The 22,481-nt window shown below is 60.6% G+C and carries 16 protein-coding genes and 3 rRNA genes; 14 read left to right on the top strand and 5 right to left on the bottom strand.

Annotation, left to right across the window (positions count from 1 at the left end; genetic code table 11):
* The first annotated feature begins 9 nt into the window (after positions 1-9).
* From ACZY0R_RS24870 to ACZY0R_RS24905, 8 genes are all read left to right on the top strand, one after another.
* A complete protein-coding gene (locus ACZY0R_RS24870; RefSeq protein WP_488862076.1) occupies positions 10-498 on the top strand; it encodes an RT0821/Lpp0805 family surface protein in 489 nt (162 codons plus the stop codon).
* Positions 499-519: 21 nt separating this feature from the next.
* Entirely contained in the window at positions 520-1,299 is a 780-nt protein-coding gene (locus ACZY0R_RS24875; protein WP_488862078.1) for a S1 family peptidase, read from the top strand.
* A 122-nt stretch (positions 1,300-1,421) separates the two neighbouring features.
* Complete coding sequence (locus tag ACZY0R_RS24880) at positions 1,422-2,012, top strand: OmpA family protein (RefSeq protein WP_488862080.1); 591 nt, start codon at positions 1,422-1,424, stop codon at positions 2,010-2,012.
* 172 nt (positions 2,013-2,184) lie between these two features.
* Positions 2,185-2,391 carry a DUF6494 family protein gene (locus ACZY0R_RS24885; protein WP_488862082.1) on the top strand — a complete coding sequence of 69 codons (207 nt, stop codon included), beginning with the start codon at positions 2,185-2,187 and terminating at the stop codon, positions 2,389-2,391.
* A gap of 532 nt (positions 2,392-2,923) precedes the next feature.
* Positions 2,924-4,455: ribosomal RNA gene (locus tag ACZY0R_RS24890) — 16S ribosomal RNA — on the top strand.
* 366 nt (positions 4,456-4,821) lie between these two features.
* Positions 4,822-7,700, top strand: a 23S ribosomal RNA gene (locus ACZY0R_RS24895).
* A gap of 134 nt (positions 7,701-7,834) precedes the next feature.
* Positions 7,835-7,947, top strand: a 5S ribosomal RNA gene (gene rrf / locus ACZY0R_RS24900).
* The 16S, 23S and 5S rRNA genes sit together here, the layout of an rRNA operon.
* Before the next feature lie 165 nt (positions 7,948-8,112).
* Entirely contained in the window at positions 8,113-9,423 is a 1,311-nt protein-coding gene (locus ACZY0R_RS24905) for an XAC2610-related protein (RefSeq protein ID WP_488862084.1), read from the top strand.
* 59 nt (positions 9,424-9,482) lie between these two features.
* Here ACZY0R_RS24905 and ACZY0R_RS24910 read toward each other — a convergent pair whose 3' ends face one another.
* The gene (locus ACZY0R_RS24910) at positions 9,483-10,397 is read right to left on the bottom strand and encodes an adenylate/guanylate cyclase domain-containing protein (protein ID WP_488862086.1); all 915 of its coding nucleotides are present in this window, start codon (positions 10,395-10,397) and stop codon (positions 9,483-9,485) included.
* Between the two features lie 271 nt (positions 10,398-10,668).
* Here ACZY0R_RS24910 and ACZY0R_RS24915 point away from each other — a divergent pair, with 271 nt between their 5' ends.
* The gene (locus ACZY0R_RS24915) at positions 10,669-11,283 is read left to right on the top strand and encodes an HD domain-containing protein (protein WP_488862087.1); all 615 of its coding nucleotides are present in this window, start codon (positions 10,669-10,671) and stop codon (positions 11,281-11,283) included.
* Between the two features lie 31 nt (positions 11,284-11,314).
* Entirely contained in the window at positions 11,315-12,436 is a 1,122-nt protein-coding gene (locus tag ACZY0R_RS24920) for a patatin-like phospholipase family protein (RefSeq protein WP_488862089.1), read from the top strand.
* 84 nt (positions 12,437-12,520) lie between these two features.
* On the opposite strand, the gene ACZY0R_RS24925 is transcribed toward ACZY0R_RS24920, so the two are convergent.
* Both ACZY0R_RS24925 and ACZY0R_RS24930 read right to left on the bottom strand, forming a co-directional pair.
* A complete protein-coding gene (locus ACZY0R_RS24925) occupies positions 12,521-13,990 on the bottom strand; it encodes a coniferyl aldehyde dehydrogenase (RefSeq protein WP_488862091.1) in 1,470 nt (489 codons plus the stop codon).
* Positions 13,987-14,895: a sterol desaturase family protein gene (locus ACZY0R_RS24930; RefSeq protein ID WP_488862093.1), complete on the bottom strand. Its 909-nt coding sequence runs from the start codon at positions 14,893-14,895 to the stop codon at positions 13,987-13,989. The genes ACZY0R_RS24925 and ACZY0R_RS24930 overlap by 4 nt, the downstream gene beginning before the upstream one ends.
* 141 nt (positions 14,896-15,036) lie before the next feature.
* Between ACZY0R_RS24930 and ACZY0R_RS24935 the strand changes: the two genes are divergently transcribed.
* A complete protein-coding gene (locus tag ACZY0R_RS24935) occupies positions 15,037-15,945 on the top strand; it encodes a LysR family transcriptional regulator (protein ID WP_488862095.1) in 909 nt (302 codons plus the stop codon).
* Between the two features lie 161 nt (positions 15,946-16,106).
* Here ACZY0R_RS24935 and ACZY0R_RS24940 read toward each other — a convergent pair whose 3' ends face one another.
* On the bottom strand, positions 16,107-17,735 hold the full coding sequence (locus ACZY0R_RS24940) for a mechanosensitive ion channel family protein (RefSeq protein ID WP_488862097.1): 1,629 nt from the start codon (positions 17,733-17,735) through the stop codon (positions 16,107-16,109).
* A gap of 199 nt (positions 17,736-17,934) precedes the next feature.
* Entirely contained in the window at positions 17,935-18,852 is a 918-nt protein-coding gene (locus ACZY0R_RS24945; protein ID WP_488866146.1) for a hypothetical protein, read from the bottom strand.
* Positions 18,853-19,374: 522 nt separating this feature from the next.
* Between ACZY0R_RS24945 and ACZY0R_RS24950 the strand changes: the two genes are divergently transcribed.
* The 3 genes from ACZY0R_RS24950 to ACZY0R_RS24960 all read left to right on the top strand — a co-directional run bounded on the left by ACZY0R_RS24950 (position 19,375) and on the right by ACZY0R_RS24960 (position 22,478).
* Positions 19,375-20,763: a DUF3300 domain-containing protein gene (locus ACZY0R_RS24950; protein ID WP_488862099.1), complete on the top strand. Its 1,389-nt coding sequence runs from the start codon at positions 19,375-19,377 to the stop codon at positions 20,761-20,763.
* Positions 20,764-20,765: 2 nt separating this feature from the next.
* Positions 20,766-21,620: a DUF2950 family protein gene (locus tag ACZY0R_RS24955; protein ID WP_488862101.1), complete on the top strand. Its 855-nt coding sequence runs from the start codon at positions 20,766-20,768 to the stop codon at positions 21,618-21,620.
* A gap of 237 nt (positions 21,621-21,857) precedes the next feature.
* Positions 21,858-22,478: a TetR/AcrR family transcriptional regulator gene (locus ACZY0R_RS24960; RefSeq protein WP_488862103.1), complete on the top strand. Its 621-nt coding sequence runs from the start codon at positions 21,858-21,860 to the stop codon at positions 22,476-22,478.
* Positions 22,479-22,481: the final 3 nt, after the last annotated feature.

Below are 22,481 nucleotides of genomic sequence, written 5' to 3' on the forward strand. Positions count from 1 at the left end.
ATGAATGCAATGAACAAATGGACTCTAGCAATTGCCTGGACGGCAACCGCAAGTGCGGTTCTTGCGGGGTGTGCGCAGGGCGATTCAACAGGCATGAACAAGACCACTTCGGGTGCGCTGATTGGTGCTGGCACGGGCGCTGCGCTTGGCGGGATCTTTAGCCATGGCAATGCGGGCGCAATGGTCGCGGGAGGCATGGCCGGCGCGCTGCTTGGCGGCATCATCGGCAGAGAGATGGATGAGCGAGACCGCGAAGCCCGCCAGGCCGCATTGAAGCAAACCTTGCAGACCGCGGAGAACAACCAGCCAAGGACCTGGCATAACCCGAAGACCGGGAATTCCGGCACCATCAAGCCGCTCAGCGGATACACGAAGTCCGCAAGCGCGCAAACGTGCCGGAACTTCACGGAGACTTACGTAAAGGAGGGAAAGTCTTACGAACAGACTTCGCGCGCGTGCCGAAATGCAAAGGGAGAGTGGGAGCTGGCCACCCAATAGTGACTTTCGAGATCGAATTTCATGGAACGGTGCGAGCGCTCCTCGCCGTGGTGCCTGGTTCTGGCAATGGGGGTGATCGGCATCTGGAACCTGAGCGAAGCCGCAGAGCGCGGCGGGTCGCCCGACGTCCGGCACCTCGCCGGCGATATCAAAGCTGTGGGTGCACAAAGACATGCAAATCCCGACCACGGTAAAGACAAGAGCCATGACGGGATGCTTCGCAGCGGCACGGCATTCTTTGTGGCACGGTCCGGAGAGATGCTCACCAGCGCGCACGTCGTGCGCGGCTGCCGGCAGATCGATGTCTGGCCAGCCGACCTGAAGAGCGTGCCCGCATCACTAGTGGCCATCGACGATCAGCGGGATCTGGCGCTGCTCGCAACGAACCGTCCCGTGGAAATGGTGGCGCGGCCCATTGCCAAATCCGTCCGCCGGGGCGCGCCGGTCTATACGATCGGTTTCGGCCTCACGCCATCGACGCCTCTTGTGCCTGTTATGACGCGAGGGTCCGTGCGCGGCACTGTGCAGCCTGGGGGCCATCGGCTTCTGGTGCTGCGCGCTGCGCTGCATGAAGGCAATAGCGGAGGGCCGGTTGTCGACGCGCAGGGTGGGTTGCTCGGCATGATCGTGGGACGGTACACGGACAAGCCTGAACTCAGCGTCGCGGTTCCAGCGCAGGACCTTGCACAGTTCCTCGACTCAATGTCCATCGCGCCGGCGCCGCCCGCGCTTCAGGCTCCGGAGATGAAGCCCGGCACAAGGCTCAGGCAGATTTCAGCTCTCGTTCAATGCGCCGAGTAGTCGCCCTGGGAAATGCCCGCGGAGATGCATGGTGAATGCTGTCGCATACCTATAATGAATGGTGAGGATTGTGGCGATGCACAGCACGAGCGTGGAAGCGCACAAGTACCTGGAGTTTCAAAATGGCAAATGTCACGCATTTCGCTTTCGGTACGCACCGGTTGATCCACCTGTTAATCGCGGTGCTTTCCATCCTCGCTGCCTGGCCGTCCGCCCGTTCAGGCGAAATCTTAATGAGGGAGCAAGACATTAGCGTTGAATCGATTACCAATGCCTTGACTCCGCAGGATGCGGATGACCGGAACGAGACGCTCGGCATCGTGCACCGTGATGTCCCGGCGACGCAGGAACTCGGCAGCGCGATGAGAAGTCCGTCCGCGCAGTTGCTGATCACATTCAACAGCAATTCTTCGAGGCTGACCGCAAGTGCCCGTGCGGCTCTCGGCAAGGTCGCCCGCGGGCTGCAATCGGCAAGGCTCTCGGCATACAAGTTTCGTATCGAAGGGCATGCGGACCCGCGCGGCCCGGCGGACGCCAACCTGAAGCTTTCTGAGAGCCGCGCCGCGGCGGTGGCGGAATATCTGACGCTGGAGGGCGGCATAGCCGCAGACCGTCTGACGCCGGTGGGCAAAGGCGCTACCGAGCCACTGAATATGCAGAACCCCACCGCCCCCGAGAATCGTCGCGTGACCATCGTCACGGTGAAGGAATAGTCGCTGCATGCGGGCTCGCGCTGTCGCTGAGCGGCGACTACGCCGACTTTGTCGAGGCCGGCCGGGATCCAACCATTCCAGGCGATGGGGCAGGGCGGTCGTGAGACAGCCGGGCAGCAGAAGTACCGCGCATCGCCTAGTCTTGCGTTGTGGCAACAGCCAGGAGAGTGCTATGAACGAAGAGACCTTCAACCTCAGCATTCGCAAGTTCCTCAAGATCGTCGGCGTGAGCTCACAGCGGGAAATCGAGCAGGCGGTATCCAGCGCGCTCGCGGCCGGCACCGTCACCGGCACGGAGCGTTTGCCGGTCGTGGTTACGCTGGAACTGGCGGCTTTGCAAGTCAAGGTTCGGTTCGACGGCGAGATTCAGCTTGAGTGACGCAGGCTGTCCTCCGACGTCTTCGCTGATCGCAAGTGGCTAAAGGGGCTCTCGCAAGAATTTCCAGAAAAAGCTTGCAAGCTTAGTGGGAAACCCTTAGTATTCGGTCCCCCGCAGCAGGAAACACCGCCGCAAACTGAGCGGCAGAAAATGGTTGCGGGGATTAACGAGAGTAATTAGGCGAAGTCAGCGAAGTTTCCGGGAAAAAGAAATTTCGCAAAATGCTTGATTAAGTTTGAAAAGTTCTTCATAATCTTGTTTCTCTGCTGCAGCAAACGCAGCAACGCGGTAAGCAAAGCGAACCGCGGTTAGTTCTTTAACAAACAAACAACCGATAAGTGTGGGCGCTTGATAGCGGATGCGGAAGACTTCGGTCTTTTAGCTTACAAGTTATAAAGTGCTCGCACAGTAAAACATGTTGGTTATGTCCGGGGTGCAAATCGCGGATGTAGCCAGTCAGTTTTCTGAGAGTGAGCGACCGCTCGAAAGAGCGAGGTTTCAGCAGGTAACTGCGCGGAACCACACAGGTATTAAACTGAAGAGTTTGATCCTGGCTCAGATTGAACGCTGGCGGCATGCCTTACACATGCAAGTCGAACGGCAGCACGGGAGCAATCCTGGTGGCGAGTGGCGAACGGGTGAGTAATACATCGGAACGTGCCCTGTCGTGGGGGATAACTAGTCGAAAGATTAGCTAATACCGCATACGACCTGAGGGTGAAAGCGGGGGACCGTAAGGCCTCGCGCGATAGGAGCGGCCGATGTCTGATTAGCTAGTTGGTGGGGTAAAGGCCCACCAAGGCGACGATCAGTAGCTGGTCTGAGAGGACGATCAGCCACACTGGGACTGAGACACGGCCCAGACTCCTACGGGAGGCAGCAGTGGGGAATTTTGGACAATGGGGGCAACCCTGATCCAGCAATGCCGCGTGTGTGAAGAAGGCCTTCGGGTTGTAAAGCACTTTTGTCCGGAAAGAAATCCCTTGCTCTAATACAGCGGGGGGATGACGGTACCGGAAGAATAAGCACCGGCTAACTACGTGCCAGCAGCCGCGGTAATACGTAGGGTGCGAGCGTTAATCGGAATTACTGGGCGTAAAGCGTGCGCAGGCGGTTTTGTAAGACAGGCGTGAAATCCCCGAGCTCAACTTGGGAATGGCGCTTGTGACTGCAAGGCTAGAGTATGTCAGAGGGGGGTAGAATTCCACGTGTAGCAGTGAAATGCGTAGAGATGTGGAGGAATACCGATGGCGAAGGCAGCCCCCTGGGACGTCACTGACGCTCATGCACGAAAGCGTGGGGAGCAAACAGGATTAGATACCCTGGTAGTCCACGCCCTAAACGATGTCAACTAGTTGTTGGGGATTCATTTCTTCAGTAACGTAGCTAACGCGTGAAGTTGACCGCCTGGGGAGTACGGTCGCAAGATTAAAACTCAAAGGAATTGACGGGGACCCGCACAAGCGGTGGATGATGTGGATTAATTCGATGCAACGCGAAAAACCTTACCTACCCTTGACATGCCACTAACGAAGCAGAGATGCATCAGGTGCCCGAAAGGGAAAGTGGACACAGGTGCTGCATGGCTGTCGTCAGCTCGTGTCGTGAGATGTTGGGTTAAGTCCCGCAACGAGCGCAACCCTTGTCTTTAGTTGCTACGCAAGAGCACTCTAGAGAGACTGCCGGTGACAAACCGGAGGAAGGTGGGGATGACGTCAAGTCCTCATGGCCCTTATGGGTAGGGCTTCACACGTCATACAATGGTGCGTACAGAGGGTTGCCAACCCGCGAGGGGGAGCTAATCCCAGAAAACGCATCGTAGTCCGGATCGTAGTCTGCAACTCGACTACGTGAAGCTGGAATCGCTAGTAATCGCGGATCAGCATGCCGCGGTGAATACGTTCCCGGGTCTTGTACACACCGCCCGTCACACCATGGGAGTGGGTTTTGCCAGAAGTAGTTAGCCTAACCGCAAGGGGGGCGATTACCACGGCAGGGTTCATGACTGGGGTGAAGTCGTAACAAGGTAGCCGTATCGGAAGGTGCGGCTGGATCACCTCCTTTCAGAGCGTGCATCCTAAGTCGAGCGTTCACACTTATCGGTTTGTTGATTGTTAGAGCCGGGATGTGCGCTGCGTGTCCTGTGTTGCATGGTCAAATGCAAGCGCTTAGCGTTGAGTGCTTGCATTTGGCTTTGCCAAGACGACAGGGGACTAAGTCTCAGTCGGCTGTTCTTTAAAAATATGGGATGTAGTAAAGGTGTCGTGAGCGTTGATGAGACGCTGAAGTAACACACGATACCGGGTTGTGATTGTATCAACCAAAATGTATTTAAGTGATCGAAAGATGACTTGGAATACGGCACAAATGCGAGAACTCATCCTGTAGCGAGCACGGCTTGAACGCAAGTTTGAGACACACTCGTTATAGGGTCAAGCGAACAAGTGCATGTGGTGGATGCCTTGGCGATCACAGGCGATGAAGGACGCGGTAGCCTGCGAAAAGCTTCGGGGAGCTGGCAAACAAGCTTTGATCCGGAGATGTCCGAATGGGGAAACCCGGCCCTGATGGGTCATCCCTGACTGAATACATAGGTCAGGGAAGCGAACGCGGCGAACTGAAACATCTAAGTAGCTGCAGGAACAGAAATCAACCGAGATTCCCAAAGTAGTGGCGAACGAAATGGGAAGAGCCTTGTACTCTTTAGCAGTGTTGTTAGCAGAACGGGATGGAAAGCCCGGCCATAGCAGGTGATAGCCCTGTATGCGAAAACAGCGTTGTGGAACTAGGTGTACGACAAGTAGGGCGGGACACGTGAAATCCTGTCTGAAGATGGGGGGACCATCCTCCAAGGCTAAATACTCGTGATCGACCGATAGTGAACCAGTACCGTGAGGGAAAGGCGAAAAGAACCCCGGGAGGGGAGTGAAATAGATCCTGAAACCGCATGCATACAAACAGTCGGAGCCTGGAGACGGGTGACGGCGTACCTTTTGTATAATGGGTCAGCGACTTACATTCAGTGGCAAGCTTAACCGATTAGGGAAGGCGTAGCGAAAGCGAGTCCGAATAGGGCGTTCAGTCGCTGGGTGTAGACCCGAAACCAGACGATCTATCCATGGCCAGGTTGAAGGTGCGGTAACACGTACTGGAGGACCGAACCCACTAACGTTGAAAAGTTAGGGGATGAGCTGTGGATAGGGGTGAAAGGCTAAACAAGTCTGGAAATAGCTGGTTCTCTCCGAAAACTATTTAGGTAGTGCCTCGTGTCTCACCTTCGGGGGTAGAGCACTGTCATGGTTGGGGGGTCTATTGCTGATTACCCCGCCATAGCAAACTCCGAATACCGAAGAGTGCAATCACGGGAGACAGACATCGGGTGCTAACGTCCGGTGTCAAGAGGGAAACAACCCAGACCGCCAGCTAAGGTCCCTAAGATTGGCTAAGTGGGAAACGAAGTGGGAAGGCTAAAACAGTCAGGAGGTTGGCTTAGAAGCAGCCACCCTTTAAAGAAAGCGTAATAGCTCACTGATCGAGTCGTCCTGCGCGGAAGATGTAACGGGGCTAAGCCAGTCACCGAAGCTGCGGATGCACGTAAGTGCATGGTAGGAGAGCGTTCTGTAAGCCTGTGAAGGTGTCTTGTAAAGGATGCTGGAGGTATCAGAAGTGCGAATGCTGACATGAGTAGCGATAAAGGGGGTGAAAAGCCCCCTCGCCGTAAGCCCAAGGTTTCCTACGCAACGTTCATCGGCGTAGGGTGAGTCGGCCCCTAAGGCGAGGCAGAGATGCGTAGCTGATGGGAAGCAGGTTAATATTCCTGCACCGTCGTATGATGCGATGGGGGGACGGATCGCGGAAGGTTGTCCGGGTGTTGGAAGTCCCGGTCCCTGTATTGGAGAAGGCGCTTAGGCAAATCCGGGCGCGGAATTCAAGGATATGGGGCGAGCGGCCTAGTGCTGCGAAGCAATTGGAAGTGGTTCCAAGAAAAGCCTCTAAGCTTCAGTCATACGAGACCGTACCGCAAACCGACACAGGTGGGCGAGATGAGTATTCTAAGGCGCTTGAGAGAACTCGGGAGAAGGAACTCGGCAAATTGGTACCGTAACTTCGGGATAAGGTACGCCCTTGTAGCTTGACTGGCCTGCGCCAGGAGGGTGAAGGGGTTGCAATAAAATGGTGGCTGCGACTGTTTAATAAAAACACAGCACTCTGCAAACACGAAAGTGGACGTATAGGGTGTGACGCCTGCCCGGTGCCGGAAGATTAAATGATGGGGTGCAAGCTCTTGATTGAAGTCCCGGTAAACGGCGGCCGTAACTATAACGGTCCTAAGGTAGCGAAATTCCTTGTCGGGTAAGTTCCGACCTGCACGAATGGCGTAACGATGGCCACACTGTCTCCTCCCGAGACTCAGCGAAGTTGAAGTGTTTGTGATGATGCAATCTCCCCGCGGCTAGACGGAAAGACCCCATGAACCTTTACTGTAGCTTTGCATTGGACTTTGAACCGATCTGTGTAGGATAGGTGGGAGGCTTTGAAGCGTGGACGCTAGTCTGCGTGGAGCCGACCTTGAAATACCACCCTGGTTTGTTTGAGGTTCTAACCTTGGCCCGTGAATCCGGGTCGGGGACAGTGCATGGTAGGCAGTTTGACTGGGGCGGTCTCCTCCCAAAGTGTAACGGAGGAGTTCGAAGGTACGCTTGGTACGGTCGGACATCGTACCTAAAGTGCAATGGCAAAAGCGTGCTTAACTGCGAGACCGACAAGTCGAGCAGGTGCGAAAGCAGGACATAGTGATCCGGTGGTTCTGAATGGAAGGGCCATCGCTCAACGGATAAAAGGTACTCTGGGGATAACAGGCTGATACCGCCCAAGAGTTCATATCGACGGCGGTGTTTGGCACCTCGATGTCGGCTCATCTCATCCTGGGGCTGTAGCCGGTCCCAAGGGTATGGCTGTTCGCCATTTAAAGAGGTACGTGAGCTGGGTTTAAAACGTCGTGAGACAGTTTGGTCCCTATCTGCCGTGGGCGTTGGAATCTTGACGGGGGCTGCTCCTAGTACGAGAGGACCGGAGTGGACGTACCGCTGGTGTACCTGTTGTCTCGCCAGAGGCATCGCAGGGTAGCTATGTACGGAAGAGATAACCGCTGAAAGCATCTAAGCGGGAAACTCGCCTGAAGATGAGGATTCCCTGGAGCCTTGAGCTCCTTGAAGGGTCGTTCGAGACCAGGACGTTGATAGGCTGGGTGTGGAAGCGCAGTAATGCGTTAAGCTAACCAGTACTAATTGCCCGTAAGGCTTGATCCTATAACCAGTGTGTTTCTGCTGGTTGAGTATCGCGTGCCGCTGCAGCAGCAACAAGCAGCTTGGCCGATACGCACAACCTCTACTACATCCCTATTCGCTGCGTTGACTCAACCTCAACGCGGCCACCGTTTATGCCTGGTGACCATAGCGAGTTGGAACCACCCCTTCCCATCCCGAACAGGACCGTGAAACGACTCTACGCCGATGATAGTGCGGATACCCGTGTGAAAGTAGGTAATCGCCAGGCTCTCCCTTGAAACCCCCCAGTACGAAAGTACTGGGGGGTTTTGCTTTTGCGGCGGCGATTATGATGAACTGCTGGCCTGGACGTTGCTGACCAGTCCCCAATCCAACCTGCTTGACGCTTACTATGAGAACCGCCTGCCTCGTCTTCGTCCTGGCCGCGGCAAAGATGAGTCCCATCTTCGCCTCCGATTTTCTGGTGCCAGGTATCTATCGACTCGAAGCCGGTTCCAACCTGAGTGCGGCGCAAAGGTTGCAAGGAAGGCCCGGCGAAGAGGATGTCGAGCACTTCGAACATGCCATTCCCGCGGCAGCGGATGCGACATATGCCGTGGTTTCGTATGAGTCCGATTCCCATCGAAACAAGCTGATCTTCCTTGTCGATAGGGATTACCGCACCGACATAAATGGTGCCGACAGGCTTTGCGTCGCCTACGCGTTTCCGGATTGGAACGACTACTCAAAGTCCCAGCCATTTTGCCGAACCAATATCAGCACCGGCGAAGCCATGATAAGGGGGAGCGATTCGGCATTTACGGTCGCCTGGCAGCCCAGGAGAGCATTCCAGCGCAGCGAGGCAGTGCCGCCCAAACGTCGACCCACCCCGGACGAAGTCGGTGCTTGCGCGCTTGGCGTCTGCGAACCGGCGGCTTACGGCCGGGCAATCCACCACTATGAAACGACATACTATTCCGATCGCTTCAAGCTGGTGACGCCGCGCACCTACGGCGACATCCTCTACCTCGAAAAGGCGGTGTCAGTCTTCGCGCAGGCAGATCGTGCGTCGCCAGTCGCCAGCCTGGACGCCGGGAGCTTTGTCGCAGTTCTTGCCAGCAGACCGGATTGGTACGAAGTCGAGCATGTCCATCGGGACGGATCGGCATTCCATGGCTGGATCGACCGGGATGATTTGTTCGAACTGAAGTGGGTTGAGCAGAAGGCCAGCACAAAGGACTTTCGCTTTCGCGTCGCCTTTCGTCCTGGTAATGACGCGCCAGAGGTTGCAGTGCCGGTGGCCATCGAGGTGCTGGACCGAAGAACCGGTCGGCGCCTCCAGGTCCTTCGCGACTTCGATTCAGAGGGACAAACCGCCGACAAGGAATTCCTGCAAGTCGTCGACGCCAATTTTGATGGCCACCCGGACATAAGCATCTTCGGCATGTCGGGTGGCGCAGGTCCGAACAACACCGTGCACTTCTTTCTGTTCGATCCGGATGCGCGGCAATTCGCCCATAACGAGGAATTGTCCAATTTGCCGCAGATATCCATTGACACCAGTCGCCATGCAGTGATGTCGGCACAGCGTGGTAGTTGCTGCAGTCACTCCGCTCAGACTTTTCGCTATATCGACGGGAAGCTGACACTGGTTGCCGAATGGGACGAGAGCTTGTCGGCAGACGGGAAATGGCTGGTGACGACGACCGGACACCTGGAGAACGGCAGGATGCGCTACCGGACCAAACGAAAAAAGGCGCAGTAGAGCTGATCTGCCCCCAAAGCGGCATCACCGACAGGATGCATGCCGTTGGCCTTGCATTCTCATCCACGCCCTTCGACGTACAAAAAGAACTCGACCCGCTCACCGGCATATTCCATCGACTGGCCAAACGTAATCCAGCCATGGCCCCTGAGCGTGACTTCGTCGCGGCGCAGAACGAACTCATCTTCGCCATCGATGGTGACGTGCGTGCCATTCGAACTGCTGTCGATCAGCACATATCTGCCCGCGCGAGACTCGACCGTGGCCTGGAATCTCGACGCTTGCCGGTCCGAAACGACAATGCTCATGCCACTGTCACGGCCGATGGTCACCGGCAGGGATGCGGCGTTCATTTCGAGCAGCGTCTCCCGGTACCTTAGCGTGAGCAGTGCGGAGCGCAACGAGCGCGGACTTGCATTGGCCATGACGGTCATGTCGGCGTTCTGCTCCCATATTGCTTCGAACAATTCGACAGGCGGTTCCTTGCCGCGCACCTGGATCGGATACAGGTAGCGCGTCATCTGGCGCAGCCTTGCGGACAGGTGTTCCACCGCATCCTTGCTGGTGATGATCTGGCCGCGTGATGCGAGCTTCGTCAGGCGAGCCGCGAGATTCACGGTGTCACCAAATACGTCGCCCGATTCGTCGGACAAGACCGGCCCATGGTGAAAGCCGATATGGACCGACATGGGAACACTGGCGATGGGAGGAAGTTGAGAGACAGCCACTTGCATGTCGAGTGCCGCCTGCATCGCCTGTTCGGCCGATGGAAACAGCACCATGACCTCGTCTCCAATCGTCTTGACGACCCGGCCCTGGGATGCGCCGGAGCAGGACTTCATGACAGCGATACAGCGGCCGATGGCACCGAAGGCAACCGCATCGCCGGCTAATTCATATAGCCTTGTGCTGCCACTGACGTCCGCGAACATCACCGAGCCATCGGACGCCTCAGGTATCGGTTCTCGGTCCATATGCATCTCAATCCGTTCGGTCGATCAGCTGGCCGTCAAAGCGTTTGTCCGCAAATCGCGAGCTTCCACCTTTGGCATTCTAGGCATCGTCGCCGGGCTTGCCCAACCTGCATAGACGGGTTTTCTCGCAATAGTGCGGCCGCGTACGCTGGTGCCGGCCCGCTGCCGCCTAATCGGCGTTAACGGAGCGCATACTCGGGCTGGCCGGAGGGTTCCGGCACGTGACCCGGATGCGACCCCGCTGGTGGCTCCTTGGTGTCAGGGAGGTGAAATGGACGAGATGCAAGCGCGTTTCCTGGCGCTGTGGTCGCGCAGTGGCGGCATCCACGCCGAAGCCGTCCATGCCGACCTGGCGCTGCATTACGCCGAACCGGCGCGCCACTATCACACCCTGCGGCACATCCGCCGCTGCCTGCGCGATCTCGATTGGGCGCGTGGCGCCGTCCCCGATCCCGATGCAGTGGAACTGGCTCTGTGGTGCCATGACGTGATCTTCATTCCCGGCGCCAGGGACAACGAGCAACGCAGCGCCGAGTGGTTCCTGCGCTGGGCGGGGGATGGCATCCCGGCGGCGGGGCGCATTGCCGACATGATCCTGGCGACCACGCACACCGCCGTGCCGGCCGATCCGGATTGCGCCTTTGCCGTCGATATCGACCTCGCGGTTCTCGGGGGCGGACGCACGCGCTTTCGCCAGGACGGGGCGCGCCTGCGGGCCGAGCGCCCCGATCTCGACGATCCGGTCTATGACGCCCGCGAGCGGGCTGTGCTGGATGCGCTGCTGGCGCGTCCCCGCATCTATTACACAGAATTATTCCAGGCCCGCTGCGAAGCCCGCGCCCGTCGCAACCTGACGTGGCGGCTTGGCCGGCCGGCGCCGCATTGAGCCTCAGACGCCATCGATCGAGGAGACCTCCATGTCCCAGCGTGCCAGAGCAACAGTGAGCGGAGCCCGGCGTTCGATCCGGCGAACGGCGCCAGCCCGCCCGGCAACGGAGGAGGGCAGCGGCAACCAGACGCCATCCTCCCCGGTCCGCCGCATCAATATTGCGCTGCAGGGCGGCGGCAGCCACGGGGCGTTCAGCTGGGGCGTGCTCGACCGCCTGCTGGAAGACGGCCGCATCGAGGTCGACGGCATCAGCGGTACCAGCGCCGGCGCGGTCAATGCCACCGTGCTTGCCTACGGCATCGTCAGCGGCGGGCGCGACGGGGCGCGCCAAATGCTTGAAGCGTTGTGGCACGGCGTCGCCGAATGCGCGCGAATGAGTCCTCTGCAACCCACCTGGTTCGACCGGATGCTGGGGCTCGACCGGTTGAACCTGTCGCCCGGGTGGCTGCTGTTTGACCATATCACCCGCTTTTTTTCTCCCTACCAGCTCAATCCGTCCAATCTGAACCCGCTGCGCGACATGCTGGTCAAGATGATCGATTTCGATATCTTGCGCAACTGCCGCAGCCCCAGGCTCTTCCTGTGCGCTACCAATGTACTGAGTGGCCGCATGCGGGTGTTCACCAATCACGAGATCGGCATCCAGGCGGTGCTGGCATCGAGTTGCCTGCCCAGCTTGTTCCAGGCTGTGGAGATCGACGGGGAGTATTACTGGGATGGCGGGTACATGGGCAACCCGCCCATCTACCCGCTGATCTACGAGACCGACAGCCGCGATGTGCTGATCATCCGCATTAATCCGATCCGTATTCCCGATGTGCCGACTACGGCACGGGAAATCCTCGACCGCGTCAATACGCTGAGTTTCAACTCGTCGCTGATGCGGGAAATGCGCGCAATTGAGTTCGTCTCCCGGCTGATCGACGAAGGCGCGCTGGATCCGGCGCAATACCGGCGCATGTTCATCCATAACATCGATGCCGAGGCTGAGATGGCCCGGCTTGGGGTATCGAGCAAATTCAACGCTGACTGGCACTTCTTGCGCGAGCTCTACACGCTGGGGCGCGAGCGCGCCGATAGCTGGCTGAACGCCAACTTCAGCGCGCTGGGAACGCGGTCGTCGACGGATATTGTCGAGACTTTTCTGTGAGGGAGATGGCGTACCTGCCGGCGCCAGGGTGCGGACACGCTTTGCATGAAGAAGGCGGGCGATGAGGCGATGAAGAAACGCCGCTCAGAACGGCTTCTTCACCGCCGGATCGCCGTGGCCCGCAAACAGCTTCAACGTCAGGCGCTGCGCCAGGTTGCCGTAGGGCGGATAAAACAGCTCGATGGGAAAGAAACGATGCCGCTTGAATACCGTGCGCGCATGCGACAACTCGCGAAAACCCTCTTCACCGTGATAATTGCCCATGCCTGACTGGCCCACGCCACCGAAGGGGGCGTCGTGGTTGACCACATGCCACGCCCAGTCGTTGATCGTGACACCACCCGAATGCGTGCGCGCGAGCAGCTTGCCGCGCTCGGAAGCGTCGTGGCTGAAGCAGTACAAGGCCAGCGGGCGCGCTTGCCGCTGCACCATTTCGATGGCCTGCTCGTGCGTGTCGTAGGGCACCACCGGAAGGATGGGCCCGAAGATCTCTTCGCGCATCAGCGTCATATCCGGTGTGCAGTTCGTCACCACATGCAGTGGCAGCCGGCGTCCGGGGCCCACCTCCCCGCACGGGATCACCGTCGCGCCCTTGGCGCGCGCATCCTCCAGCATGCCCGTGATGCGCGCAGCGTGTCGCTCGCTGGCCAGCGCCGTGTAATCCGCGTTCTGCGCGGTACGCCTGCCGTAGAGTTCGCCAAAGCTGTGGACCACCGCGTTGACGAATTCGTCTAAGCGCTCGCGTGGCACCAGCGCGTAGTCGGGGGCCACGCAAACCTGTCCGCAGTTGATCCCCTTGCCATGCGCGATGCGCCGGGCGGCCTCGCGCACCGGATAGTCGCGCAGGACGATCGCGGGCGACTTGCCTCCCAGCTCAAGCGTGACCGGTGTGAGATTTCGTGCTGCCTGGCCCATGACGATACGGCCCACCGCCGGCGAACCGGTGAAGACGATATGGTTGAAAGGCAGGGCGGTGAAAACGCCGGGGTCCGCGAGTTCGCCGCCGACCAGCGCCACGTGGTCTTCGGCGAAGACCTCGCCCAACATCTGCCTGAGCGTGGCGTTGGTTGCCGGCGTGGTCTCCGGCATCTTGATCATGACGCGGTTGCCCGCTGCCAGCGCCGCCACCAGCGGCCCCAGCGACAGGTAGACCGGGAAATTCCAGGTCGCGATCACGCCAACGACGCCCTTGGGCTGGTAGGTCACGCGCAGGCTGTTGCTGGCAAATATCAGCTCCGGCCGGCGGCGGCTTGCACGCATCCAGCGGCGCACATGCGAGATCGCGTGATTGATCTCCAGCGTGGTCGGCAGCACTTCCAGCATCTTTGTTTCCGCGAGGGAACGCTCGCCGAAATCCCGGTCGATCGCCTCGGCGAGCACGTCCTGGTATCGCAGTAGTTGCCGCTTGAGCGCGCGCAGGTGCTGACGCCGCTGCCCGGCGTCGGGGCAGGGGTTCTGCAGGAAGGCGTGGCGTTGTGCCTCGAACACCGACTCCACGCGGGCGCTCACGATGGCTTGCTCAGCCAGTTGCTCTGTCAGCGTGCGGTCGTTCATGCCGACCTCCGCTGTTCCGTGCCTTGCGGGGCCGCATCGGCGTCCGCTTCCGGTTCCGCATAAGCGCGCCCCCCGAAGCGCAGCGCCGACTGCTCGCGACGCGACTGGACCAGCGGGTAGAACATCTGGATGTACCAGCGCTCCTGCCCGAACAGGCGGTCGTCCTGCAAGCCAATCCCCGCCGGGTATTTGCGCGTGATGTGCGCCGAGCCGAAGAGGATGTCCCAGAAAAACAGGAGATTGCCGAAGTTGCCCTTGTAGTGCCCGATCCCATCGTCGTTGGTGATCGCGTGGTGAGCCCAGTGCGTGGCAGGCGTCGAGATGGTCCGCTCCAGGATCCACATCAGCGGGCGCAGTGCGCGGATCCGGTACAAGGGCTCGTCCCAGCGCCATGCGCTGTGCGCCCCAAGGATCACCGTCAGCTTGATGACAAGGTACGCACCATAGACCTTGGCAAAGCCCAGGTAGAGCAGGACACCGGCAATCCACAGCCCCGGCATCATCAGGTAGTAGAAGAAGTTGTTGCGGTACGTCACGCGGATGCTCATGTACTGCGCGGTATGGTGCGCGCGGTGCAAGGGCCACAGCAGCGGCGAATGCGATACGCGGTGCCACCAGTACTGGGTCATGTCGTCGCAAACCAGCAGGATCGCGACCATTGCCCACCACGGCAGGTTCGCCCACGCCCCTCGCTGCTCCGGCATGAACCAGGCGCAAAGCTCGCCCGTGACGAGCAGGACCAGGGGTTGCGTGATGGCGATCAGGCTCAGGAACATGGCCAGTTCCAGCCTGGTGTCGTCTTGGGTGGCCTTGACGCTCGTCTGGTAGCGGCGCGTCACGAACTCCATGCCGGCAAAGCCGAGCATGACGACCGCGATCAGCATGTTCTGTAGTTGCATACTCATTGGGGGGTGTCTCCGATCTTGCTCTATGGTCTGAACGGATCCAGGTCTGGGCGCCGTCAGGTCAGAACGACTTTAGGCTTGCCGGGTCAATGCGTCCAATGCATACTATGCAACGTTCCAATGCGTCAGGAGCAACGCAACATGATGGACCTTCGCCGCCTCAGCCACGTCCTGGCGCTCGCCGATGCACTGCATTTCGCGCGGGCGGCCGAGCGGGTCCACCTCAGCCAGCCGGCCTTCAGCCGCAGCATCCAGGCCATCGAAAGCGATCTTGGCATCCGCCTGTTCGACCGTGACGTGGGTGAGGTCAGGCCGACTCCGGCGGGCGAGTTCGTGATCGAACGGGCGCGCAGGCTGCTGTTCGATGCGCGCTGCCTGCAGCGCGATGTCGATCTTTATCGCGACAGCCAACTGGGCGATACCGCCTTCGGGGCCGGGCCATTCCCGGCCGCCACCCTCATGCCACGGGCGTTGTCCGAATTGCGCCGCCTCTATCCTAAGGTTGCCTTGCGCGTCGAGGAGAGCAACTGGAAGCAGTTGCTGGAACGCTTGCGCGCGGAGGATATCGAGTTCTTTGTCGCGGACGTGCGGGATTTGCCGGAAGATGCGGCGCTGGAGATCCGGCCGGTGGGAGCCCAGCGCGGCGGCTTCTACGTTCGTGCATCGCATCCACTGGCCTCGCGTCAGTGCACATTGACCGAGGCCTGGCACTACGGTGTCGCGGCCACAAAAGTACCGAGCATCGTGAAGGCCGAACTGGCAAAGGTGCTTGGATTGCCGGCGGGCCAGGAAGCCCCACTTGCGCTTGAGTGCGACGACTTCACCATCCTCCGGTCCGTGGCCTTGTCCACCGACACCGTCCTGGCCGCGACGCAGACGTCGGTGCAGGCCGATATCGACGCCGGCGCGCTGCTCCCGTTGCGAATCCTGGGACTGCCGGCGCTGTACTCCGAGATGGGTGTCGTGAGCCTTCGCAACCGGACGCCGTCGCCCATGGCGCAACATGCCATCGCGTGCATCAGCCGGGTCGCCAGCGAGGTCAACATCTAGCCTGCGAGGCGAGGGCGGCGGCACGCACCAAGGGCCCTGTCCGAGAGTGCCGAGGCGCTGCTGGCGGCCGATGGTGCACGCGGCGCGGCCTGCCTTGAGCTGAATGTTGCCCTGGCGGCATCATGCCAACACTGCCCGCCTGGCGCAAAAGAGTGTCGCGATTACGCTGTGCCGCCTTGATCCTGGCCTCGCCATTGCCCGGGTTTGACCACCACCGGCTCCGCCGGCTGGGCCATGAAGTGCGGCGACATGATCTGCACCCCGTTGCGGTTGAATTCGTCCTGGATCTCGGCGTGCAGGGACGACAACGCCTGCGGGCGTAAAGCGGGATCGTCGATGGCTACCATCAGCTCGTACTCCACGTAATAGTCGGACAGCGCCCGCTGGAGCACGAACGGCGCGGGCACCATGGCGGCATGCCGCATGCGCGATGCCGCCGCCAGCAGCATGGCGTGGACCTGCCGCCATGGCGTGTCATAGCCGATGGTCACGGTGGTCGCAACCAGGGCGCCACGGTCCGTGGCATGGCGCGAATAATTGATGATGGGAGAGGCCACCACGACGGCATTGGGAATGGTGATCTCTTCGTTGCGTACGTTGACCAGCTTGACCGATAGCGTATCGAGCGACATCACCGTGCCGGTGTTCTCGCCCAGCGTGACAAAGTCGCCGCGCTTGAGCGCGCGCGAGTAGACCACCACCATGCCGCTCATCAGCTGGTTGACGATGCCTGCCGATCCCAGCGTAATCATGAAGCCGAACAGCACGCTCAGGCCCTTGAAGACGTCGCTCTGCGAGCCGGGCAGGTAAGGGTACGCGAAGACAAAGCCCAGCGCCCACACCAGCAGCACCACGACACGGCGCGTGGCGCCCGCGGTTTCGCGATGCATGCCGGGCAGCTCCAGCCTGCCCCGCTGCGCGGCCGCGAAGATGTTATTCACCATGGCATGCACGGCGCGCGTGATCAGCAGGATCACAATCGCGGTGATCATGCCCGGCAACGCCTGGATGCAGCTCAGCGCAATGCGGGTGAGCAAGCCAAACAGCATCGCACCCAGTCGGGCTCCCATCGGCTGCGACGCAGGGAACTGCTCCAGCACGAAGATCAGCCAGAGGTAGAGCAGCAGCATGAAGAGGAAGAGCGCGAACAGCTGAACCAGTTGCCGTGCCAGCTGATAAGCCGATCCCGTCCAGTCGAAGCCACGGGAGGTGCGGCTGAGCAGGTGTGCCTCTATGATCCGCTGCATGGATGCATAGGCCCAGGCGCGCAGGCGCGCAATCGCCCAGCTCAGGAGCCCAAGGAGCGCGCTGGCCACCAATGCCAGCGCCACGCCGCGTATCAGCACCGGCCAGCGCATCTGGTCCCGCCGCGCGGTCATGGCCTGTTGCAGGCGCTCGGCGATCTGGCGTACGTCGGCATCAAAGGCCGCGGTATCGCCGGGCTCGCGGTCATGTTCGACGTACGAAAACACAAGCCGGTTGCCGATGCGAAAGGCCACGCCGTCTTCGCCGTCCAGTTTGTTGGATACCCATTGGACAGGCAGGGCGAGTTCGGCTCGTGTCAGGCTGGCGAGGTTGGCCTCGGCACGCTCGCGCCGGGCTTCGGGCGGCACGCCGGCCAGGGTTGCGCGGAATGAGGCGATGGGGCGGTCCAGCAAGGTTACTGTGGGTACCGCCGGCCGTTCAATGGCGCTGGAATCCTGCGGGGCGCTCTGTGCATGGAGCGTCCCGCAGGCCGCGGCGAGGATCACCCAGATCAGGCTGTTCAACAACTTAAACCAATCGCGCATTGCCACGGCAGGCCCTCATTTGATCGCAGCAGGTCCAGATCTTATTCCAGTGCGCAGGCGCGGTCCGGCACAGGCGCGGTCCTGATTATTTCCGGTTAGCGTAAGTCCGCGGCCAGCCAAGCGCAATTCACATTTTTCGACGCGCGATATTAGGACTTCAACGCGGGCAAATCCCGGTCGTTGCCTGACTGCCGCGGCGCTAGAAGCTGGCAGCCAGCCCCAGCGAGACGCCCGACACGTTGTTGCCGAATACGTAGCGCACCACGGCGCGTATGCGCGTCACGAAAACTTCATGCGCGCTAGTATCGAGTTCCAGGCCCGTGCCCAGGGTCGTCAGGTTGGTGAATCCGAGGATTTCGGACTGGCTGCCAAGATAGCGCGAGTGCGAAAGCTCCAGCACATAGCGCACGGGCCGGTCCAGGGCGCGCAGCCCCGTGGGCGCGCGCCAGCGCGCGTACAGGTTGGCGGTCTGGGCAGAGGCCGATCCCTGCACGGCTTCCGAACTGCCGCCGAAACTCTGGAGATGGATATTGGTGTATCGCAACTCGAGGTCGATCTCGTGGGTGTCCCGGTAGTGCTCCCAGTCCAGCATGACCGAGCCGCCTAGCCCGTAGGCGTTCAGGGTGCCGTGGTCCAGGAAGTTGATCTGCCGGTCGGTAATGCGCTCCGTGACAAACTTGGCCACCGAGAGATCGCTGGCTACATAACCCAGGGAGAAGTTGAAGATGGGCCGGAACACCAGTTCCTTGTTCTCCGTCAGGGGGAAATCCCAACCAATCCCGCCGGTGGCGGAGACCGTGTTCCACTTGGCCGGCACGGATCTCGATTCTGTTCCATTGGACGCAACGAACTGGGGATCGTACCGGCTATAGGCGATAGCGCCCTCGAGGTAGATTGGAAATGACTTGCTCATGGTCGCGCCGCCACCTAGCTGCGACATCACGATGCCGGGGTTGCCGGAGCTGGCGTTGTTGATCGACAACGAACTGGAAGTCAGGTCCGGCACCACGGAATATGACATTAGCGACAGCACGCCGTTGGCGCGCTTCTGCACGCTGGCGTTCAGAAAACTAAAGTCGGGGGCGCCCTGGGCGCCAGCCAGGGCAGGCGCCAGCATCAATGCGCCAATGGCGATCCGGCTCCGGAAAGCCGCGCCGAGGGGCCAGGATCGGCTACGCCATTGCGTGGCGAAACGCGATTCGAGCGGATTGTGCTTCATCTCAACACCTTCGTTCCAACTCTTGCGCAATGGCCCGGATCGAGACGGCACGGCCAACGCCGATGGCCTTGCGGGGCTGGGCTCGTTCCCCCCCAAGATATAGCGTAGGTGTCAATGATGACGGTATAACGGCTCAGGTACGTTCAATTTCCTTTTGCGCCTACATGAATTGTTTCGATGCCACTTGCCTGCGTGGCGGAGCTGCCGAAGCCGGCCGGTAAAAGTGGGCCAATCTCCGCGGGATGCTCTGGATTTCTGTCCATCTGTTTTCCTATTTTGTTTAAGGTGGACCAAAGAGATTTTGAATTGCCACGCCTGTTAGCCATCGCATATTGTGCAGACTGGCCGGGCATCCAGGAAAGCCGCTGGGCGCCATCGTGTGGATTGAGCCGATGTCTGTCTTTTCGTGGAGAGGCAAAAATGCGTCGCTTGAGAGTGTTGGCCACCTGGTGGCTTGGACTATTTCTGCTGATCCCGGCCGGCGCTTCGCTGGCGCAGTCCAAGCTCGATCACGGACAACTGGACCAGCTCATGGCGCCGATTGCCCTTTATCCCGACGCCTTGCTTTCCCAGGTGCTGATGGCGGCGACCTACCCGGAAGACGTGGCGGCGGCAGCGGCATGGTCGAAGTCAAACCCCAGCCTTTCCGGGGATGCGGCCACCAAGGCCGTGGCCGGGGAGCCCTGGGATCCCAGCGTGCAATCCCTGGCGGCATTCCCTTCGGTGCTGGACCTGATGGGCAGGCAGCCGCAGTGGGTGCAGTCAATCGGCAACGCCTTTCTCGATCAGCCCAATGACGTGATGGATTCCGTGCAGCGCTTGCGTGTGCAAGCGCAAAAGGCGGGCAGCCTGAAAACGACCGAGCAGCAGAAGGTAGTGACGCAGACCACCGGCACCACCACGGTGGTGCAGATTGAGCCGGCGAATCCGCAGGTGGTGTACGTACCTACCTATAACCCCACCGTGGTTTATGGCGCATGGCCATATCCGTCCTATCCGCCCGCTTATTACCCCCCGCCTCCCGGCTCTGCGTTTGCCTCAGCCATGGTCGCCGGGATCGGGTTTGGTCTTGGCGTTGCGGCGGTGAACTCGATGTGGGGCGGATTCAACTGGAACAACCATGACGTGAACATCAACGTCAATCGCTATAACAACGTCAATGTCAACAATCGGCTCAACGTCAACAGCGCCAATACCAACTGGCAACACAATCCGGCGCACCGCGGCAATGTCCCGTACAACAACCCGAACGTGAGCAAACGCTACGACCAGCAGCGCCAGGCCGGACTTTCCAGCCGGCAACAGGCCGCGCAAGGCGCCGCACCCGCGCCGGGCTCCCGGGATGCGGCCCGCGACCGCGCAGCCCAGTCGATGGAGAGCCGTACCGGGCAATCCATCCCCGGCCATGGTGGCACGGGAGAAAACCGCGCGGCAGCGCGCGGCGGGGCCGATCGAGGGCGCAACGCAGGCGGCGCGGCGGGCGAGCAGCGCAAGCCCGCCGGCGCCGACCGGCAGCGGGCCGACCAGGCCGATGCACGCAACCGCTCGCGCGATGCCAATCGAGACAGCGCGCTGCGCGATGCGGGCAATGGCGACAAGGTGAAGCAGCAATCGCAGCGCGCGGCCAGGGATACCGGCGGCGCGCGGCAACAGGCTGCACCCAGGGCCGCGGCCCCGGCCCGCGAGCCGAGCCAGCCCAGGACGGCGGCACTCCAGCGCGGTGGTGGAGGCGGTAATGGTGGTGGGGGCAACCCTGGTGGTGGTGGTGGTGGTGGTGGTGGTGGATTTGGCGGCCATGGTCGGAGATAAGCATGATGCGCAACATCGTATGTGCCCAAACCGCGCGTGGGCTGCGCGTCCTGGTGGCCGCGGCAGCGCTCGCGATCGCCGCTCCGGTCTTTGCACAGCATGCGTATCCCACGCCGGAGGCGGCGGCGAATGCCTTGGTCGATGCCATCTCGAGTAGTGACAATGATGCGCTCGGGCAGGTGTTGGGCCCGCAATATCCATCCTTGATACCGGAAGGTGGCGTGCATCGCGATGACATCTATGCTTTCCTGGGCGCCTGGGCCAGGCAACACCAGATCGAGAAGACCGGCGACAACCGCGCGAGTCTCGTCGCGGGCGAGAGCGGCTGGTCGTTTCCGATTCCCATGGTCAAATCCGGCGAAGGCTGGAAGTTTGACCTGCGTGCCGGCCAGCAGGAACTCCGTACCCGGCGTATCGGCCGCAACGAGTTGGAAACCATTGCCATGCTTCGCCAACTGGCTGAAGCCCAGCAGCAATACGCCACGGAGGTCGGAAACGGCGCCTATGCCAACCGCCTGGTAAGCCGGGCCGGTAAGACCGACGGGTTGTATTGGCCAGCGGACTCCGAGGGCGACAAGAGTCCGCTCGGGCCTGATGCCCTGGTGATGGGGGCGGATACGCCCGCCGCGGAAGCGTTCCATGGCTACCACTACCGTATCGTCCCGCCAGGCAAGGGCAGCGACGCAAAGTATGTGTTCCTTGCATGGCCGGTGGAGTATGGCAAGACTGGCGCGCACACATTCGCGCTCGACAGCAGCGGTTCGGTCTATGCGCGGGACCTTGGCGCCGGCACGGCGTCGCGGGCCAAAGCCATGGGGACATTCGTACCGGATGCCGGCTGGGCGAAAGTGGAGTAGGACTCGCGCGGGGGCCTTACCGGGATCACGGCACCCGTCATGGGATTCTCATGGGCCGAGTGGCACATGTCGCATAATGCGGCTCTTTGTCGCTCAACGAGAGTTCCCGCCGTCATGCCAACGATCCCAAAGCCCGCGACCCGGCCGCCAGGCCGGGCAAGCACGTCCGCTCGCAAGGGGGCGCCCGCGCGCCGTTCGGCGAAGGCACTCGCGGCAGGCACGGAGCAGCCACCCGCCATGCGCCCCCCGCGCCAGCCGCGCAGCGAGCAAAACCTCGACAAGATGGTCAAGGCCGGCCGTGCGCTTGCCGAGCAGCGCGGCAATCTGGATGAGATTTCCCTGAACGACGTGGTCGGCGCGGCAAACACATCGATTGGTGCCTTCTACGCACGCTTCAAGGACAAGGAGGCTTTCCTCGCATTCATGCTCGAGGCCGCGCTGGCCGAAGCCGAGGCGATCACCCGGCAATCGATCGCGGAGGATCCGGTCTGGCAAACCGGCCCGGCATCCGCCATCGTCGAGCGCATCGTGCGTATCTACGTCGGCCGGTTCCGGCAGAACCGTGGCCTCTTCAAGGGATTCCTGCGCCATTACTCGGCGACAGGCAGCGGGGACAATCCCATGCGGCAAGCCAACCGGCGCGTGCAGGACTTGCTTGTGCCGTTGCTGGCCAGCCAGCTTGATTCGCCGCGGATGGCCCACGCCACCTTCGAGGTACGGGTCGCCATTCAATTCCTGGTGGGCACGCTGGCCAACGTATTGCTAAACGATCCGGGCCCGTTGCATCTCGAAGGACGCAAGCTGGAAACCCATCTCGTCAGGATGATGAGGCGCTACCTGCTGTTGCCGGAGGGTTAGCGC

The sequence above is a fragment of the Cupriavidus sp. F041 genome (genome assembly GCF_057814235.1).

Bases quoted from the DNA above. Each gene is read 5' to 3' on its own strand.
- ACZY0R_RS24870 (WP_488862076.1), top strand. From the start codon at position 10: ATGAACAAATGGACTCTAGCAATTGCCTGGACGGCAACCGCAAGTGCG.
- ACZY0R_RS24875 (WP_488862078.1), top strand. From the start codon at position 520: ATGGAACGGTGCGAGCGCTCCTCGCCGTGGTGCCTGGTTCTGGCAATG.
- ACZY0R_RS24880 (WP_488862080.1), top strand. From the start codon at position 1,422: ATGGCAAATGTCACGCATTTCGCTTTCGGTACGCACCGGTTGATCCAC.
- ACZY0R_RS24885 (WP_488862082.1), top strand. From the start codon at position 2,185: ATGAACGAAGAGACCTTCAACCTCAGCATTCGCAAGTTCCTCAAGATC.
- ACZY0R_RS24905 (WP_488862084.1), top strand. From the start codon at position 8,113: ATGAGTCCCATCTTCGCCTCCGATTTTCTGGTGCCAGGTATCTATCGA.
- ACZY0R_RS24910 (WP_488862086.1), bottom strand. From the start codon at position 10,397: ATGGACCGAGAACCGATACCTGAGGCGTCCGATGGCTCGGTGATGTTC.
- ACZY0R_RS24915 (WP_488862087.1), top strand. From the start codon at position 10,669: ATGGACGAGATGCAAGCGCGTTTCCTGGCGCTGTGGTCGCGCAGTGGC.
- ACZY0R_RS24920 (WP_488862089.1), top strand. From the start codon at position 11,315: ATGTCCCAGCGTGCCAGAGCAACAGTGAGCGGAGCCCGGCGTTCGATC.
- ACZY0R_RS24925 (WP_488862091.1), bottom strand. From the start codon at position 13,990: ATGAACGACCGCACGCTGACAGAGCAACTGGCTGAGCAAGCCATCGTG.
- ACZY0R_RS24930 (WP_488862093.1), bottom strand. From the start codon at position 14,895: ATGAGTATGCAACTACAGAACATGCTGATCGCGGTCGTCATGCTCGGC.
- ACZY0R_RS24935 (WP_488862095.1), top strand. From the start codon at position 15,037: ATGATGGACCTTCGCCGCCTCAGCCACGTCCTGGCGCTCGCCGATGCA.
- ACZY0R_RS24940 (WP_488862097.1), bottom strand. From the start codon at position 17,735: ATGCGCGATTGGTTTAAGTTGTTGAACAGCCTGATCTGGGTGATCCTC.
- ACZY0R_RS24945 (WP_488866146.1), bottom strand. From the start codon at position 18,852: ATGCTGGCGCCTGCCCTGGCTGGCGCCCAGGGCGCCCCCGACTTTAGT.
- ACZY0R_RS24950 (WP_488862099.1), top strand. From the start codon at position 19,375: ATGCGTCGCTTGAGAGTGTTGGCCACCTGGTGGCTTGGACTATTTCTG.
- ACZY0R_RS24955 (WP_488862101.1), top strand. From the start codon at position 20,766: ATGATGCGCAACATCGTATGTGCCCAAACCGCGCGTGGGCTGCGCGTC.
- ACZY0R_RS24960 (WP_488862103.1), top strand. From the start codon at position 21,858: ATGCGCCCCCCGCGCCAGCCGCGCAGCGAGCAAAACCTCGACAAGATG.